The sequence below is a fragment of the Bradyrhizobium sp. HKCCYLRH3097 genome (genome assembly GCF_051167875.1).
Classification (GTDB): Bacteria; Pseudomonadota; Alphaproteobacteria; order Rhizobiales; family Xanthobacteraceae; genus Bradyrhizobium.
In genome coordinates, this window is record NZ_JBNPTX010000008.1 from 197,706 (window position 1) to 213,985 (window position 16,280).

General features: G+C 64.2%; 19 protein-coding genes. 7 read left to right on the forward strand and 12 right to left on the reverse strand.

The features are described 5' to 3' along the window. Positions 1 to 68 precede the first annotated feature (68 nt). Positions 69 to 1,172 carry an NAD(P)/FAD-dependent oxidoreductase gene (locus ACQR0U_RS20775; RefSeq protein WP_434843636.1) on the forward strand — a complete coding sequence of 368 codons (1,104 nt, stop codon included), beginning with the start codon at positions 69 to 71 and terminating at the stop codon, positions 1,170 to 1,172. Between the two features lie 183 nt (positions 1,173 to 1,355). On the opposite strand, the gene ACQR0U_RS20780 is transcribed toward ACQR0U_RS20775, so the two are convergent. Continuing rightward, the gene (locus ACQR0U_RS20780) at positions 1,356 to 1,541 is read right to left on the reverse strand and encodes a YdcH family protein (RefSeq protein ID WP_315717551.1); all 186 of its coding nucleotides are present in this window, start codon (positions 1,539 to 1,541) and stop codon (positions 1,356 to 1,358) included. 290 nt (positions 1,542 to 1,831) lie between these two features. Between ACQR0U_RS20780 and ACQR0U_RS20785 the strand changes: the two genes are divergently transcribed. From ACQR0U_RS20785 to ACQR0U_RS20795, 3 genes are all read left to right on the forward strand, one after another. Next, entirely contained in the window at positions 1,832 to 2,038 is a 207-nt protein-coding gene (locus ACQR0U_RS20785; protein ID WP_009028242.1) for a YdcH family protein, read from the forward strand. A 146-nt stretch (positions 2,039 to 2,184) separates the two neighbouring features. After that, a complete protein-coding gene (locus ACQR0U_RS20790) occupies positions 2,185 to 2,397 on the forward strand; it encodes a hypothetical protein (RefSeq protein ID WP_315717552.1) in 213 nt (70 codons plus the stop codon). 79 nt (positions 2,398 to 2,476) lie between these two features. Continuing rightward, complete coding sequence (locus tag ACQR0U_RS20795) at positions 2,477 to 2,728, forward strand: hypothetical protein (RefSeq protein WP_315717553.1); 252 nt, start codon at positions 2,477 to 2,479, stop codon at positions 2,726 to 2,728. 48 nt (positions 2,729 to 2,776) lie between these two features. Here ACQR0U_RS20795 and ACQR0U_RS20800 read toward each other — a convergent pair whose 3' ends face one another. Then, entirely contained in the window at positions 2,777 to 3,538 is a 762-nt protein-coding gene (locus ACQR0U_RS20800) for a GGDEF domain-containing protein (protein WP_315753908.1), read from the reverse strand. Between the two features lie 87 nt (positions 3,539 to 3,625). On the opposite strand from ACQR0U_RS20800, the gene purE reads away from it, so the two are divergent. From purE to rpsU, 3 genes are all read left to right on the forward strand, one after another. Then, the gene (purE, locus tag ACQR0U_RS20805) at positions 3,626 to 4,114 is read left to right on the forward strand and encodes a 5-(carboxyamino)imidazole ribonucleotide mutase (RefSeq protein WP_316193977.1); all 489 of its coding nucleotides are present in this window, start codon (positions 3,626 to 3,628) and stop codon (positions 4,112 to 4,114) included. Next, on the forward strand, positions 4,111 to 5,220 hold the full coding sequence (locus ACQR0U_RS20810) for a 5-(carboxyamino)imidazole ribonucleotide synthase (protein WP_316226771.1): 1,110 nt from the start codon (positions 4,111 to 4,113) through the stop codon (positions 5,218 to 5,220). Before purE ends, ACQR0U_RS20810 begins: the two co-directional genes overlap by 4 nt. A gap of 166 nt (positions 5,221 to 5,386) precedes the next feature. Next, on the forward strand, positions 5,387 to 5,689 hold the full coding sequence (gene rpsU, locus ACQR0U_RS20815) for a 30S ribosomal protein S21 (RefSeq protein WP_315717557.1): 303 nt from the start codon (positions 5,387 to 5,389) through the stop codon (positions 5,687 to 5,689). A 223-nt stretch (positions 5,690 to 5,912) separates the two neighbouring features. On the opposite strand, the gene ACQR0U_RS20820 is transcribed toward rpsU, so the two are convergent. The 10 genes from ACQR0U_RS20820 to ACQR0U_RS20865 form a co-directional block, all read right to left on the reverse strand. Continuing rightward, a complete protein-coding gene (locus ACQR0U_RS20820) occupies positions 5,913 to 6,821 on the reverse strand; it encodes a hypothetical protein (protein WP_316175048.1) in 909 nt (302 codons plus the stop codon). 223 nt (positions 6,822 to 7,044) lie between these two features. Further along, positions 7,045 to 7,329 carry a cupin domain-containing protein gene (locus ACQR0U_RS20825; protein ID WP_315717559.1) on the reverse strand — a complete coding sequence of 95 codons (285 nt, stop codon included), beginning with the start codon at positions 7,327 to 7,329 and terminating at the stop codon, positions 7,045 to 7,047. Between the two features lie 15 nt (positions 7,330 to 7,344). Beyond that, entirely contained in the window at positions 7,345 to 8,442 is a 1,098-nt protein-coding gene (locus tag ACQR0U_RS20830) for a calcium:proton antiporter (RefSeq protein ID WP_434843637.1), read from the reverse strand. 115 nt (positions 8,443 to 8,557) lie between these two features. Continuing rightward, positions 8,558 to 9,895, reverse strand: a complete 1,338-nt coding sequence (locus ACQR0U_RS20835) for a sodium:proton antiporter (protein ID WP_434843716.1) — start codon at positions 9,893 to 9,895, stop codon at positions 8,558 to 8,560. Between the two features lie 103 nt (positions 9,896 to 9,998). Then, the gene (locus ACQR0U_RS20840) at positions 9,999 to 10,799 is read right to left on the reverse strand and encodes an alpha/beta hydrolase (protein WP_316171493.1); all 801 of its coding nucleotides are present in this window, start codon (positions 10,797 to 10,799) and stop codon (positions 9,999 to 10,001) included. Between the two features lie 18 nt (positions 10,800 to 10,817). After that, entirely contained in the window at positions 10,818 to 12,215 is a 1,398-nt protein-coding gene (locus tag ACQR0U_RS20845) for an NAD(P)(+) transhydrogenase (Re/Si-specific) subunit beta (protein ID WP_315717562.1), read from the reverse strand. 45 nt (positions 12,216 to 12,260) lie between these two features. Beyond that, on the reverse strand, positions 12,261 to 12,578 hold the full coding sequence (locus ACQR0U_RS20850) for a proton-translocating transhydrogenase family protein (protein WP_315717563.1): 318 nt from the start codon (positions 12,576 to 12,578) through the stop codon (positions 12,261 to 12,263). Between the two features lie 11 nt (positions 12,579 to 12,589). Next, positions 12,590 to 13,717: a Re/Si-specific NAD(P)(+) transhydrogenase subunit alpha gene (locus ACQR0U_RS20855; RefSeq protein ID WP_434843638.1), complete on the reverse strand. Its 1,128-nt coding sequence runs from the start codon at positions 13,715 to 13,717 to the stop codon at positions 12,590 to 12,592. Positions 13,718 to 13,857: 140 nt separating this feature from the next. Further along, positions 13,858 to 14,010, reverse strand: a complete 153-nt coding sequence (locus ACQR0U_RS20860; RefSeq protein ID WP_315717565.1) for an aa3-type cytochrome c oxidase subunit IV — start codon at positions 14,008 to 14,010, stop codon at positions 13,858 to 13,860. A gap of 206 nt (positions 14,011 to 14,216) precedes the next feature. Then, complete coding sequence (locus tag ACQR0U_RS20865) at positions 14,217 to 16,199, reverse strand: M3 family oligoendopeptidase (RefSeq protein WP_434843639.1); 1,983 nt, start codon at positions 16,197 to 16,199, stop codon at positions 14,217 to 14,219. Positions 16,200 to 16,280: the final 81 nt, after the last annotated feature.

Genomic DNA, 16,280 nt, shown 5'->3' on the forward strand with positions numbered 1-16,280 from the left:
GGACCGGGGTTCCGCCCACCAGGGATTGCAGCGAGGCATGACTTCTCCCAATCGTCTCAGGACTATGCATGGATAGAGTGGATTGCGTCGTCGTTGGCGCCGGCGTCGTCGGACTTGCCGTCGCACGTCAATTGGCGCGGGCCGGACGCGAGGTCATCATTCTCGAGGCGGCCGAGGGTATCGGAACCGTCACTTCGTCTCGCAACAGCGAAGTGATCCACGCCGGCATCTACTACAAGGCCGGGAGCCTGATGGCCCGCTTCTGCGTGGCTGGCAAGCGCCTGCTTTACCGCTATTGCGACGACCATGGCGTGCCCTACCGCAATTGCGGGAAGCTGATCGTTGCGACCAATACAGCCGAGACCGAGAAGCTGCAGGGCATCCGCGCGCACGCCGAAGCCAATGGTGTCGAAGGTATGCGGCTGCTATCCGGAACCGAAGCGCTGGCGCTGGAGCCGGCCCTGGCCTGCCAGGCGGCGCTGCTGTCGCCGTCCACCGGCATCCTCGACAGCCATGCCTTCATGCTGTCGCTGCGCGGCGAGATCGAGGATGCCGGCGGTGCCTTCGCCTTCCACACGTCGTTGCTGCGGGCCAAGGCGACCGGGGGATCGATCGAGGTCGATGCGGGCGGCGCGGAACCGATGACGCTGAGCTGCCGGCTGCTGGTGAACGCCGCCGGCCTCGACGCGCCCGAGCTGGCGCGGCTGATCGACGGCATGCCGTCGTCGCTGGTGCCGACGGCCTATCTCGCCAAGGGCAACTATTTCAGCTGCAGCGCCCGGGCACCGTTCAGCCGGCTCATCTACCCGGTGCCGGAACCAGGCGGCCTCGGCGTGCACCTCACGCTCGACATGGCAGGCCAAGCCAGATTCGGCCCCGACGTCGAGTGGATCGACCGGATCGACTATACGGTCGATCCGGCGCGCGCCGAGCGCTTCTACCCGGCGATCCGCAAGTACTGGCCGTCGCTGCCGGATGGGGCGCTGATGCCGAGCTATTCCGGTATCAGGCCGAAGATCGTACCGCCGGCCGTGGCGTCGCAGGATTTCGTCATTCAGGGCCCGCGCGATCACGGGGTGCCCGGACTCATCAATCTGTTCGGAATTGAATCGCCTGGATTGACGTCATCGCTCGCGATTGCGGCTCACGTCTGCGATCTCGCCTCGAGCTGAAGACCCCAGATATCGCGATGAACGGCGTGTCGCGATAGATGCGCTGGCAGACAACGCAGGCAGATGCGTCCGCCTCATCGTATATCGCAACTAATTTGATTGGAGTTGCGTCTGGGATGGACTCGTCACCATCCCAGGCGCACGGTCTTACGATCAGATGGTACGGCGGATGATGGTCACATGTCAGTGAAGTGTTTCGCTGGTTACCTGTCTCAAGCGCTCGATCTCATCCTTCACCATCAGTTTGCGTCGCTTCAGTTCGACAATTCGCAGGTCGTCCGTCGATGGATGCAGGAGAGCTTGATGCAATTCGTTTTCAAGAACTTTATGCTTACGCTCCAGTTCAACGAGATGCGCCTGAATGGCCATTCGAAACCTCCTCGGTAGGTGAACCTGAGATTCGACCAGGGCTAATGAGTGTACACAAGTCGCTTGACCTGTCGATGGGGCCAAAAGACCGCACATGCAAATTTGAGCGCCGTGTGTAACGAAGCGTGAGCAGATCCGGACGAATCTAAAGCCGGCGCCAACCTGAAATTCACGGGACAGCTGCACCGATCTTGAGAGTGCGACTTGCTTATCAGCTTCGCAGGCGCAATATTTGCGCCCGCCTTTCGCAAGGCTTTCCACTTCCTTCCGCTTTTTTGCTATCATAGATCATGGCTGACCAAGACGAGCGCGAACTGCAGGCCGAACTCGCGCGCCTGCAGCAGGAGCACCGCGATCTCGACGCGGCGATCGACGCTTTGCATCAATCGCCCGCCCCCGATTTGTTGCGGCTGCAACGACTGAAGAAGCGGAAGCTTCTGCTACGCGATCGGATCGCCTTCATCGAAGACCAGATCACGCCCGACATCATCGCCTGAGGCGAAGCGTCAGCACGGCTGACCGTATGCACATAAGCAATACGCAACAGAGGTGCAGGATTTGCCGAAGCGCCTTGACAATAAGAACAAAAAGAGAACAATCGGACCATCCCTCGTAACCCCTGACGACAACAAGGATGGTTGTGATGCCCGCCTCCTTCTCCCCACAGGATCGCCTCTATGAACAGGCCTGTGACCAAGCCATCGCGATGTGCGACGGCAATCTGCGCTCCACGATCAAGGCGCTGATCATGGCGAACGAGTATCTCGAGCTGGAGCTGCAGGAGCTGCGGGCGGCAATCTCCTGCGGCTGCATGCCCAACACCATTTCGGACGATGCGCAGAACAATGCGGCCTGAGCCCTAGGCCGTCGAGGCTTTCCGGACGATTGCCACCGCGCTCGCTCGCAGCTTCGACGAAGGCCGGGAGGTGCGTGCAATGCCTGACATCACCTATTACGTCGCCATGCCGTTCAGACGGGACGAGACTGGGATGCTGGTCGCAGGCGCGGCGGAGGAATGCCAGAGCTCGTCCGCAGCGCTGCGTCGTGCCGAAGCGATGTCGCGCTTGCCGGACAACATCGGCGCCATTGCCTTCAGCCGCAGCGGAGATCCCTTGCTGGGGGAATTCTGCGACGCCCGGCTGCTGCACAAGTTCGGCGAGTTGCCCGACGATCTCGGCGAGTTGTGAGCGCCGTGCACCGCAAGCTCTGTCATCGGCGCGAACGGCCCACGAGCGTCACCGCTGGTCGCCCGACAGGGCTGTGCCGTGCGCGGGGCTCTCGTACCTCCGCTGGGCCTTGCGCATATACATCGCACGGTCGGCTTCCTCCAACGCACGCACTGGGTTGACGCGCTTGTCGAGAAGGGCAATCCCGGCCGACGCGCCGGCACGCACGGTCTGATCGCCGAAGGTGAAGGTCAGGCTGTCGATGGCCTGTTCCAGCTCCGTCGCCTTGGCATGTGCGTCCGCCGCGCTGAGGTGCCAGAGCAGCACGCCGAACTCGTCGCCGCCGAGCCGACCGATCACGTCGGAGGATCGGACATGCTCGCCGAGGACACGCGCAACCGCCTTCAGGACCTCATCACCGGCGGCATGGCCGAACGTATCATTGATCGGTTTCAGCCGATCGACGTCGAGCACGATGAGAGCACCGGTCGCGTCGTAGCGCTTGATGAAGGCGATGGAACGATGGAGTTCGCGGGCGAAGCCGCGACGATTAAAGATGTCGAGCAGGAAATCGCGCTCAGCGGAGGCCGTCAGCTCGGCGATCCGGGCCTGTGCTGTCGCCAACTCGGCCTTGAGGCGTCGGATCGTGTGCCGCGCGCCTGCCGGTACGGAACCGGGTTCAGGAGCCCGCGCGCGCCGCGAAGGCCGATGACGGTAGCGGGTTCTTCGCTTCCCGGCTCGCCACGCGGCCGCCATGCGCTTCTTTTTCATCGGACACCTGCCGCGCCATCGTTTGGGCTTGCCGGGCTTGACCAAGACAGGATAGTCCATTCGGACCTCCATGCCATGGCTTGCCGCTGTCAGGACCGATCCTATACTCCGGCCCATGCTGATGGATTCCCGAGAAGAATTGAGGTCATGACCGCCCCGATCGCCATCATCATGGGAAGCCAGTCGGACTGGGATACCATGCGCCATACCGCCGAGACGCTTGACGCCCTGGGCGTGAGCTACGACGCCCGGATCGTCTCGGCGCACCGCACCCCGGACCGGCTGTATGCTTTCGCCAAGGGTGCCAAGGCGGCGGGCTACAAGGTCGTGATCGCCGGTGCCGGCGGCGCCGCCCATCTGCCGGGCATGACGGCCTCGCTCACGGAACTGCCCGTGTTCGGCGTTCCCGTCGAGTCGAAGGCGCTGTCGGGGGTCGATTCGCTGTATTCCATCGTCCAGATGCCGGCCGGAATTCCGGTCGGAACGCTCGCCATCGGCAAATCCGGCGCCATTAACGCAGCGCTGCTGGCGGCCAGCGTGCTCGCTCTCTCGGACTCCGCGCTCGCCGGCCGTCTGTCGGCTTGGCGCCAGGCGCAGACCAATGCGATCGCCGAACGTCCGGAGGGCACGGCGTGACCGACTCCAATCGGGTGAAGCTCAAGCCCGGCGACACCATCGGTATTCTCGGCGGCGGCCAGCTCGGCCGCATGCTGGCGCTTGCTGCGGCGCGGCTGGGGCTGCGCTGCCAGGTGTTCTCGCCGGACCCGGACTCCCCCGCCTTCGACGTCGTGCTGAACGCAACCTGCGCCGAATATGCCGACGTCGAGGCGCTCGAGCTGTTCGCCAATGACGTCGACGTCGTCACCTACGAGTTCGAAAACGTCCCCTCGGCTGCGGCCCTGGTGCTGGCGGCCAGACGCCCGGTGCTGCCGCGGCGTTCGGCGCTCGAGACCACCCAGGATCGCCTCACCGAGAAGGATTTCGTCACCTCGCTGGGCATCGGCACCGCGACCTATGCGGATGTGTCCTCGGTCGCCACCTTGCGCGAAGCCGCGTTCCGGATCGGCTTACCGGCCGTGCTGAAGACGCGGCGATTTGGCTATGACGGCAAGGGTCAGATCAAGATCCACCAGGGTGACGATCTCGAGCGGATCTGGGCCGAGCTCGGCACCAAATCGGCCATCCTCGAAGCGTTCGTTCCGTTCGAGCGCGAGATCTCGGTCGTGGCGGCCCGAGCGGCCGACGGTCAGGTCGAGTGCTTCGACGTGACCGAGAACGAGCATCGCGATCACATCCTGAAGGTGTCGCGGGCGCCGGCGCGTATCCCTGATGCGCTCGCCGACGAGGCCAGGGACATTGCCAGCCGGATCGCCACCGCCCTCGACTACGTCGGGGTGCTGGCCGTGGAGATGTTCGTGGTGTCGGACGGACCCACTCCAGGCGTCCTGGTCAACGAAATTGCCCCGCGGGTGCATAATTCCGGCCACTGGACCCTCGATGGCGCCTCGATTTCCCAATTCGAACAGCACATCCGGGCGATCGCCGGTTGGCCGCTCGGCAAGCCGCTGCGGCACGGTCACGTCACGATGACGAACCTGATCGGGGACGAGATCGACAGCTACGAGCAGTGGCTCACGGTTCCTGGCGCCACCGTGCATCTCTACGGCAAGGGCGCCGCTCGTCCGGGCCGCAAGATGGGACATGTGACCCAGGTCTCGCCACTGCCGCCGAGGCAGGGCTGAAATAAACCGCTCCGGCGGGGTTAAACTTGCGGTCAAGAGCCCGTCAGCGGGTGGACAGCGAGGATGTCCTCTGATACACGGGCGCGCTCAAGGTCAAGGGCGCGGCCATCTGCCAGCCCTGGCTTCACCAGATTTCAAACCGATAGACTGAGAAAGAGGATGCCGCGTGCAGGTTCTCGTTCGCGATAACAATGTCGATCAAGCCCTCAAGGCGCTCAAGAAGAAGATGCAGCGTGAGGGCATTTTCCGCGAGATGAAGCTTCGCGGCCATTACGAGAAGCCGTCCGAGAAGAAAGCCCGCGAGAAGGCCGAAGCCGTGCGTCGTGCGCGCAAGCTGGCCCGCAAGAAGTTGCAGCGTGAAGGCCTGCTGCCGATGAAGCCGAAGCCGGTGTTCGGCGCTGGCCCCGGCGGCGACCGTGGTGCTGGTCGTGGTCCGGGTGCAGGTGCCCGTCCCAGCGCGCCGCGCTGATCTGGCCAGATTGATCTGACGTCGTCTGAAGCGCGGGCCTTTGGCTCGCGTTTTTGTTTTGGGCGCCTCTCTTTGATTTCATGCCTCCTGCCATCCGGCGACCGGGGTCAATCCGGGTTGCGCCGCCACTCCTCGCATCGCTGCAGAGTTCGCCACTCCAAAGAAAAAGCGGCAGACCGCCCGGGCCCACCGCCTCGATCACGTCGGCGAACGATTCGGTCAGCTATTTCGGCAACACCGAGTGGAACACCGATTTGGCTGCGGACATCATGTCCTGCGCCACGTTGGACATCTGGTCCTTGATCGATGGATCAGTCTTGTCGGCGCGCAGGTCGAGCGGACGCAACTGCTGGACAGGGATCTCCGCCGGAGGCGTCGGGCGCCCGTCCGGCTGCAATGATCCCGTGTAGGGCGGGCTCGAGGCCGACGGCAAGGCAAAGCCCTGCTCGACCGGTGGCGCAGACACCGTCACGGGCGGCGGCAGCGGACGGACCGGCGACACCGGTGGCGCGACGGTCGCGATGCGCGGCGCCTCGCCAGCGCCCCGGGGTGCGTCGCTCGACGGCTTCTCGACAGCCGCCTTGCCGGTACCTTCGCTCGCGCGCAACCGCTCGATCGCCGCGCGGGCGAGATCAGCGGCATCCCGGCGATCTTCCTGCTGGGTCGCTGGGGCCTCGGCCGGAGTACCGCGCGCAATCAGCTTTTCCCGCGGCGACGCAGGATGGCGCGAGGCCTGCGGATCGGCCGGGAGGCTCGCCGTTTCGGCCGGCTTCACTTCGACCGCCTTCTCTGCAGCCTTGTCGGCCAGCGACTTCTCGGACACGCCCTTGGCCTTGATGCCGGGAGCGGGAATGCTCGAGACCTCGTTCGACGTTTCCGCCGGCTTGGCGTCAGACTTGGGATCGGCCTTCGCTTCCAGCTTGGCAGGGTCGGTCCCCTTGCCCGTGGATTTCGGAGCGTCGCTCTTTGAGCCGGTGAGCTTGGCGTAGGCAGCCGACGCCACCGACGCCACGGTCGATGGCGGCGAGTCCGGCTTGGTGTTGATGTAGTGATTGACGATGTAGGCCCCGATGATGGTGGCAACCACCGACGGGATGATCTCCATGGCGAACTTTGTGAGATATTTCAGCATGCTGACCACTCCCGCGCGGTATTTGCGGGAACTTTGAGGCACAATTAAGGGACCATCCCACACCTTCCGAAGCTCGCAGACTGCACTCCGCGCAGACGCGACCGCCGAAAAGTCGTTTCCTGAAATCCTTTGAAACCGGAGCCAGCAATCCCAGGGTGTTGCCACAGCTTCCGGATCGCCGGCTCAAGATACCACAATCAGCGGCATCCCGGTAAACAATTGGTTACGGCTTCAATTCAACTTCGAGGAAAACGATCTCGGAACCGGTCTCGTTCAGCACATCGTGTTCGACACCGGCCTTTCGGAAATAGGATTTGCCGACCGCGAGCTGCGCCTTCGAGCGCTCGCCGGACGGCGCCACGATCGTCATCTCGCCCGCTGTGACCGGCACGATCACGTAATCCATCTCATGAACGTGGCGCCCCGTGGCACTGCCGGGCAATAGCCGCCACTCCGTGACGCGGACTTCGGGCGTATCGACCTGGACGTCGGACTGAGCGCTGAGCATGGGGGATCTCTTGAATCAGGGGACGAAGAGCAGGAACACGAATATCGCGAACACCACCATGTGCACCAGCCCGAACAGAATGTTCGTCCGACCGGTGCCGAAGGTCAGCATGCTCAGGACGAAGGTCAGGACCAGCAGCACTGTTCCCTGCGGGTCCAGCCCGAGGACGAGCTGCCTGTCGAGCACATGGGCGGCGACCGCCACTGCCGGGATGGTCAGCCCTATGGTGGCGAGCGAGGAGCCAAGCGCGAGATTGATGCTCTTCTGAAGGTCGTTGGTGCGGGCGGCCGAGAGGGCGGCGACACTCTCCGGCAGCAGGATCAACAGCGCCACCAGCACGCCTGCGACCGCCTGCGGCGCCCCCGTTGCGGCAACGCCGGCGTCGACCACCAGCGAGAACTTCTTGGCAAGCAGGACCACAGCGAGCAGTGCGACCAGCAGCAGCCCGACACTGAGCAACAGCTTCGCACGCGGCAGCCGGACATCGTCATCGGCGAACCCAGCCGAGCCGCCGACGAAATAATCCCGATGGCGGGTGGTCTGCGTATACAGGAACACCGCGTAGAGCAGGATCGTCACGACGCTGACGAAGGCGATCTGCACGGCAGAATACACCGGACCAGGCGACGTCAAGGTATAATTCGGCAGCACCAGTGTGATGGTTGCCATCGTGAACAGTACGCTGAGATACAGATTGGCACCGGAGACCAGCACGTCCTGCTCGCGATAGCGCAGGCCGCCGATGAAGATGCAGATGCCGGCCAGGCCGTTGCACACGATCATGACGACCGCGAACACGGTGTCGCGGGCCAGCGCGGGCGCAGCCTTGTCGCCGAGCATGATGGTGGCGATCAGCGCCACCTCGATCACCGTCACCGCCAGGGTCAGGAGCAGCGTGCCGAACGGCTCGCCGATCTCATGCGCGATCACCTCGGCATGGTGCACGGCCGCGAACACCGTGCCGAACAGGATCACCAGCAGCACCGCGGCGAAGACCACGCCGGCGGCCGAGGGCGTGAAGTCATAATGCGTCGCCGTGACGATCGCGACGAGCGCGACCGCCAGGCCGGGAAAGATCACCGATGATGCGGGCGTTGCGCCCTTCACGCTCATGATTCGCGTCCTTCGATCCGTTCTGTCCGACTATGCGCGACCGCGAGGCGATCGTCACGCGGTCCGGCCGTGACCGGGTCAACCTGGACGGTCTCTGAAAGTGCCGTCGATCAGGTCAATGCGGGCTGAGCAGCGGATGGATCGGAAGCACGGTCAGCAGCACGAACAGCGGAATGAGGACGGCACCTGCCCGCAGCATGTAGCCGAAGAAACTCGGCATCTTGATGCCGCGCTCATTGGCGATCGCTGCGACCATGAAGTTCGGCGCATTTCCGATATAGGTCAGCGCGCCCATGTAGACTGCGCCCATCGAGATCGCCGCCAGCGTTCCCGAGAGTTCGCCCATCAACACCTTGGGATCGCCGCCCGCCAATTCGAAGAACAAGAGATAGGTCGGGGCATTGTCGAGGAAGGCCGACATCAGCCCGGTGAACCAGAAATAGGCGACCTCCCGCGGCGCGCCGGCGGGTGTCGTCACGGCATCCAAGAGCCAGCCGAAAGAGCCACTGCGCCCCGCATTCAGCATGGCGATGACCGGGACGATCGCGGTGAAGATCGCCGCGAACAGTTTGGCGACCTCTCGAATCGGCTCCCAGTTGAACCCGTTCGCCTCGCGGTGCTCGTCCGGCGTCAGCCACAGCGACAGTCCGGCGATCGTCACGAGGACGGCATCGCGCACGAGGTTCTGAAGCTCGACATGCGTGCCGAAGACGTCGAAGGAGATGCCCGGCTTCCAGGTCGCCGATAGCAGCGTATTGGCAACGATCGCGGCGATCAAAACGACATTGATGAGGCCGCGAATGCGCACCGGTTCCTTTGTTACGGACGCTTGCAACGCAAGCTTCTCCGCGCGGAAGCGCCACCAGTCGGTAGCGGCAAAGACGATGAGCAGCAATCCGGCGACGATCGCGGTCTGCAGCCAGAGATGTTGCGTCGTCCAGAAGAAGTCCACACCACGCAGAAAACCGACGAACAGCGGTGGATCGCCGAGCGGGCTCAGTGCACCACCGACATTGGCGGCCAGAATGATGAAGAAGATCAGCACATGCACATTATGCGGCCGGCTCAGATTGGCGCGGATCAGGGGGCGCACCAGGATCATCGCGGCGCCCGTCGTGCCGACGACGCTCGCGATGATCGTGCCGAGTGCCAGGATGGCCGTATTTGTCGCAGGTGTACCTCTGATGTCGCCGGTCACCAGGATGCCGCCGGCCACCGTATAGAGGGCGAACAGCAGCACGATGAAGCTGAGATACTCGGCGAGCAGCGCGTGGACGAAGGCGTCGAGCGCCGTGCCGAGCCCTGCATTCCAGGTCAACGCCGCCAACGTCACCAAGGCCCATGCCGCGGCGATCTTTCCGTAGTGATGATGCCAGAACCTGGCAAACAGCAGCGGCCCGAGCGCGATCGACAACAGCAGTCCCGCGAACGGCAGCGCGAACGGCCAGGTCATCGCGGAGCCGTTCAGCCCGGCCGCATGCGCCTGCACCGGCAGGCTCGCAAAGACAAGGAGCAGGATGGTCCCGCGCAGGGCCGGCCACCGCGATCCACGGACGTTACGGATTGTCGATGAAGCTCTTTGCCGTCTCAGTCGCACCGAAAAGATCCAGGTCGTTATGTCCGCCGCCGGGAAACCGTACGAAGCGCTTGGGGTCATGCGCAAGTGCGAACAATCGTTCCCCGAAGCGGATCGAAATCGCCGGATCCCGTTCGCCATGCATGATCAGCAGCGGCACATGCACATTGGCGATGCGCTGGTCGGAATGGAAGCTGTCGCGCATCAGCAGGCTGACCGGGACGACCCTGAGCATCGCGGAGGCGACGTCCACGGTCGACGTATAAGGGGCTTCGAGGATCAACTTGGAGATCGGGTGCTCCGCCGCGATGGCGGTGGCGACACCGCTGCCGAGGGAAAAGCCCCAGGCGACGATCCGTCCCGCCTCGTAGCGCTCTGTCGTGAACGCATAGGCGACTGCGGCATCTTGCAGCAGCCCGGGCTCACTGGGACTGCCGCTGGACCCCGCATAGCCGCGATAGGAAAGCGCAACGAGACCGGTACCGTCGGCCGTGAGCGCCTTGAAGCGCGACGCCACGCCGGCAAGAAAATCGCCATTGCCCGGGAAGTACAGAACGACCTTGCGGCCCGGCTTCGCCGGCACATGCCAGACGATGACCCGCTCGCCATCGGCCGAGGTCAGCACATGCTCCTCAGCCTGAGGAAACCCGGCTGCAGCCGGTGCCGTGCGGCCGACCGGCGGAATGGGAAACAGCATCGCACGCTGGCGGACGAACAGGGCCGCAAGCACGATGCCGTAGACCGCCGCCACGACGATCAGGAGCCATTTCAGAAACGTCATGGCTCCCGACGCCGTGGGCTACATGCCCTTGACGATGTTCTCGGTCATCTTCTTGGCGTCGCCGAGCAGCATCATCGTGTTGTCGCGGTAGAACAGCGGATTGTCGATGCCGGCATAGCCCGAGGCGAGCGAGCGCTTGATGAACATCACGGTGCCGGCCTTCCAGACTTGCAGCACCGGCATGCCGTAGATCGGCGAGGACTTGTCCTCCTCGGCCGCCGGATTGGTGACGTCGTTGGCGCCGATCACGAAGGCGACGTCGGCCTGGGCGAATTCCGAGTTGATGTCCTCGAGCTCGAACACCTCGTCGTAGGGAACGTTGGCTTCGGCGAGCAGCACGTTCATGTGGCCGGGCATGCGGCCCGCGACCGGATGAATCGCGTATTTCACCTCGACGCCTTCCTTCTTCAGCGTGTCGGCCATCTCGCGCAGCGCGTGCTGCGCCTGGGCGACCGCCATGCCGTAGCCGGGGACGATGATGACCTTGGAGGCGTTCTTCATGATGAAGGCGGCGTCGTCGGCCGAGCCGAGCTTGGCCGGCTTCTGCTCGCCTGTCGCCCCGCCGGCCGCTGCGGTCTCGCCACCGAAGCCGCCGAGGATGACCGAGATGAAGGACCGGTTCATCGCGTGGCACATGATGTAGGACAGGATCGCACCGGACGAGCCGACCAGCGCGCCGGTGATGATCAGCGCCGAATTGCCGAGCGTGAAGCCGATGCCGGCCGCGGCCCAGCCCGAATAGGAGTTCAGCATCGAGATCACGACCGGCATGTCGGCGCCGCCGATCGGGATGATCATGAGCACGCCGAGCGCCAGCGCCAGCAGCGTCACCATCAGGAAGTCGAAGCCGCCGCCGGTCATCACCAGGCGGACCACGAAGAAGACGAGCGCGACCGCGAGCGCAATGTTGATGATGTGGCGCGCCGGCAGGATGATCGGTGCACCGCTCATCCGCGCGGACAGCTTGAGGAAGGCGATGACCGAGCCGGTGAAGGTCAGCGCGCCAATGGCGACGCCGAGCGACATTTCGACCAGGCTCTGCGGATGGATGTTGCCGGGCGTGCCGATGTCGAAGGCTTCCGGCGCGAAGAACGCGCCGGCGGCGACCAGCACCGCGGCCATGCCGACCAGCGAATGGAACGCCGCCACGAGCTCGGGCATCGACGTCATCGGCACCCGGCGCGCAATCACCGCACCGATACCGCCGCCGATCGCAACGCCGAGGATGACGAGCACCCAGGCGATCGCATCCGCCGGTGGATGCCCGGCCAGGGTGGTGGCGACCGCAATCGCCATGCCGGCCATGCCGAAGAAGTTGCCTTGCCGGCTCGAGGCCGGGCTCGACAGCCCGCGAAGAGACAGGATGAACAGCACACCTGCCACGAGATAAAGGAGTGCCGACAGATTGGCGTTCATTGCAGATGCCCCGTTGTGCCTGTCATCCCGCGTCGTGCGGCGTTGTTACCTGGACTTCTTCTTGTACATCGCCAGCATGCGCTGGGTGACGAGGAAGCCGCCGAAGATGTTCACGCAGGCGAAGATCAGCGCGACGAAGCCGAACGCTCGCGCCAGACCGCTGCCGCTCGAGAGCATGGGAACGCCGACCGCCAGCAGCGCGCCGACCACGATCACCGAGGAGATCGCATTGGTCACCGACATCAGCGGCGTGTGCAGGGCCGGCGTCACCGACCACACCACGAAGTAGCCGACGAACACCGCCAGCACGAAGATCGACAGCCGGAAGACGAAGGGGTCGACGGCTTGGACGACATGTTCCATGGCTCTGCTCCTTAGGCCTTCGGCTGGAAGTTCGGGTGGACGATGGCGCCATCCTTTGTCAAAGCCGTGGCCTTGACCAGCTCATCGTCCCAGTTGACCGCCAGTGTCTTTTCCTTCTTGTCGATCATCGTCTCGATGAAGGAGAACAGGTTGCGGGCGTACAGGCCGGAGGCGGACGCTGCGACCCGGCCGGCGAGATTGGGGTAGCCGATGATCTTGACGCCGTCGATCTCGACAGTCTCGCCGAGCTTGACACCCTCGACATTGCCGCCACGCTCGACCGCGAGGTCGACCAGGACCGAGCCCGGGCGCATCGACTTCACCATCTCCATGGTGACGAGGCGCGGCGCCGGACGGCCGGGGATCAGCGCGGTTGTGATGATGACGTCCTGCTTCTTGATGTGTTCCGCCGTCAGCGCCGCCTGCTTGGCCTGGTACTCCTTGGACATCTCCTTGGCGTAGCCACCGGCCGTCTGCGCGTTCTTGAACTCCTCGTCCTCGACCGCCAGGAATTTGGCGCCGAGGCTCTCCACCTGCTCCTTGGTGGCGGGGCGCACGTCGGTGGCGGAGACCATGGCGCCGAGCCGGCGCGCGGTTGCGATTGCCTGCAGGCCGGCGACGCCGACGCCCATCACGAAGACCTTGGTCGCCGGCACGGTGCCGGCCGCAGTCATCATCATCGGGAAGGCGCGACCGAACGCCTCGGCGCCCTCGATCACGGCGCGGTAGCCGGCGAGGTTCGCCTGGCTCGATAGCACGTCCATCACCTGGGCGCGGGTGATGCGCGGCATCAGTTCCATCGCGAACGAGGCAATGCCGGCATCGGCCATCGCCTTGAGCGCGGTATCGTTGCCGTAGGGATCCATGATCGCGAACACCAAGGCGCCACGCCGGTAGTTGGCAAGCTCGGAGGCTTCCGGCCGCTTCACCTTGATGATGATGTCGGCGTCCTTGAGCGCATCGGCGCTCACGGATGCGCCCGCCGCCGTGAACTCCGAATCCGGCAGGCCGGATTTGATGCCGGCGCCGGGCTCGACCGCGATCTCGGCACCCAACGCCTTGAACTTCTTCACCGTGTCGGGAGAGGCGGCGACCCGCGGCTCCAACGGGTCGATTTCCTTGGCGACGGCAATCTTCATGAGGCCTCCGGCGCGAATGCGCGCGCGAGCTTTAAGAGGGCGGGACGTCCATGGGCTACAGCGTGACGCCTGGTCAGCAATCGGCTTCGGCAGTCAGCTGAAGGCCCGCCAGCGGGGATGCCGGCGGGCCGATCGCGACATTAAGCGAGGAAAATAGCCATCAAGATGACGATGAGAGCGACGCCGATCGTGCCGTACTTCACCAGCCTGATGAAGCCCTCGTAGGTGGCCTCATGCGCCAGATAGTCGTTGCCGTCAGCCGTCGAGTAGGCGATCTCGCCATGGTTTGCCATCGGGGTCCCCCAGAGAAAATATGCTTTGTTAAGGTCGCATACCCCAAAGCCGATGCAAGGGCAACGGCTGGCATGCAAGGCAGTTTTATCACCTTTTCCGATCGCCCTATTGGCAAGGCCAATTATCACGGATCCAGCGCGTCAGGCTGGCCTCGCTGACCTCGCCGGCGCGCCTCTTCGACCCGTTCAACACATGTTATACGCCCCTACCCCATCCGCTCCAGCTCGTCGATCATCCCGGCGATGACCGAGAGACCACCGTCCCAGAACCTGGGGTCCTTGGCGTCCAGGCCGAACGGGGCGAGCAGCTCCGAATAGTGCTTGGTGCCGCCGGCCGCGAGCATCGCCAGATAGCGCTCGGCGAACCCCTCGGCGGCATGCTCGTAGACGGCGTAGAGCGAGTTCACGAGGCAGTCCCCGAAGGCATAGGCGTAGACGTAGAACGGCGAATGGATGAAGTGCGGGATGTACATCCAGAAGTTCTCGTAGCCCGGCTTGATCTCGATCGCCTCGCCGAGGCTCTCGGTCTGCACCGACAGCCAGATCTGTCCCAGCCGCTCCGCGGTCAGTTCGCCGTTCTTGCGCTCGGTGTGGACAGCACGCTCGAACGAATAGAACGCGATCTGCCGCACCACCGTGTTGATCATGTCCTCGACCTTGCCGGCGAGCAGCGCCTGGCGCTGCCTCGCGTCCTTGGTCTCGGACAGCAGGCGCCTGAAGGTCAGCATCTCGCCGAACACGCTCGCGGTCTCGGCCAGCGTCAGCGGCGTCGGCGCCATCAACGCACCGTTCTTCGCTGCCAGCACCTGGTGCACGCCATGGCCGAGCTCATGCGCGAGCGTCATGACGTCGCGCGGCTTGCCCTGGTAGTTCATCAACACATAGGGATGCGCCGAGGGCGTGGTCGGATGCGAGAACGCGCCCGGCGCCTTGCCCGGCCGCACCGGCGCATCGATCCAGCTCTGGTCGAAGAAGCGCTGGGCGATGTCGGCCATCTCGGGCGAGAAGCCGCGATACGCCGTCAGCACCATGTTCTTGGCCTCGGGCCAGGCGATGGTGGCATTGGCGGCGAAGGGCAGCGGCGCGTTGCGGTCCCAATGCGCGAGCTTCTTCTTTTTGAACCAGCGCGCCTTGAGCTGATAGTAGCGATGCGACAGCTTCGGATAGGCCGCGCGCACCGAGGCCACCAGCGCATCGACCACCTCGCGCTCGACGCGATTGTTGAGATGGCGCGAATCCGCAACGTCCTGGAAGCCGCGCCAGCGGTCGGAGATGTCCTTGTCCTTGGCGAGCGTATTGGTGATCAGCGCGAACGTTCGCTCATTGGCCTTGAAGGTCTTGGCCAGCGCCTCGGCGGCGGCCTTCCGCTTGGCGCCGTCACGGTCCTGAAGGAAATTCAACGTCGGCTCGATCGCAAGCTCCTTGCCACCGACTTGAAACCGTAGACCGGCGATGGTCTGGTCGAACAGCCGGTTCCAAGCCGAATAGCCGGTCTGCGACTTCTCGTGGAACAGCTGCTCCACGCGATCCTCGAGCTGATACGGCTTGTCCTTGCGCAGATCCTCGATCCACGGCCGGTAGTGACCGAGCGCGGGCGTCTCCATCGCGCGCGCGATCACGGCGTCGTCGATGCGGTTGAGCTCGAGCGGAAAGAACAGCAGGTGCGTCGACGCGGCCGTCAGGCGCTCCGAGATGTCCCCGTAGAATTTCGAGATCGCGGGATCGACGCTGTCGCCGGCATGCGCGAGACCCGCGAAGGAGCCGAGCCGTCCGGCGAGGTCGTCGATGGCCTCGTAGCGCCGCACGGCTTCTGCGAGCCATTCGCCACCGTCTTCGCGCGCCACATGCTCGGCAAGCTTGCCCTTGTAGTCGGTCTCAAACGCGACGCATTCGGCATCCATCTTCGCGAGATCGTGAGCGATCTCCGGCGCGTCGATGCCCATATAAAGATCGCCGAGATTCCATTCGGGCAGCGTCCCGATCCCCGTCTTGGCCGCGACCACCTTCTTCGCCGGCTTTGCAGACGATTTGGCCGTCGCGCCACGCTTGGTCTTGGCGGCTGCCTGCCTCGACGGAGTCTTGACGACGGACTTCTTGGCCGGCTTGGCCTTGGCAGTCTTTGACGCGGTTTTGGGCGGAGGAGCAGCTTTGGTCGACTTGCGAAGGGCAGAAGAGGCGCGCGAGGTCATCGGATGGGTAACCTGTTGTTCGAACGTTTATCCCGATCAGCGAGGTTTAAGGTTGCGTTAATCGGCGTCGGCGAGAGTGCC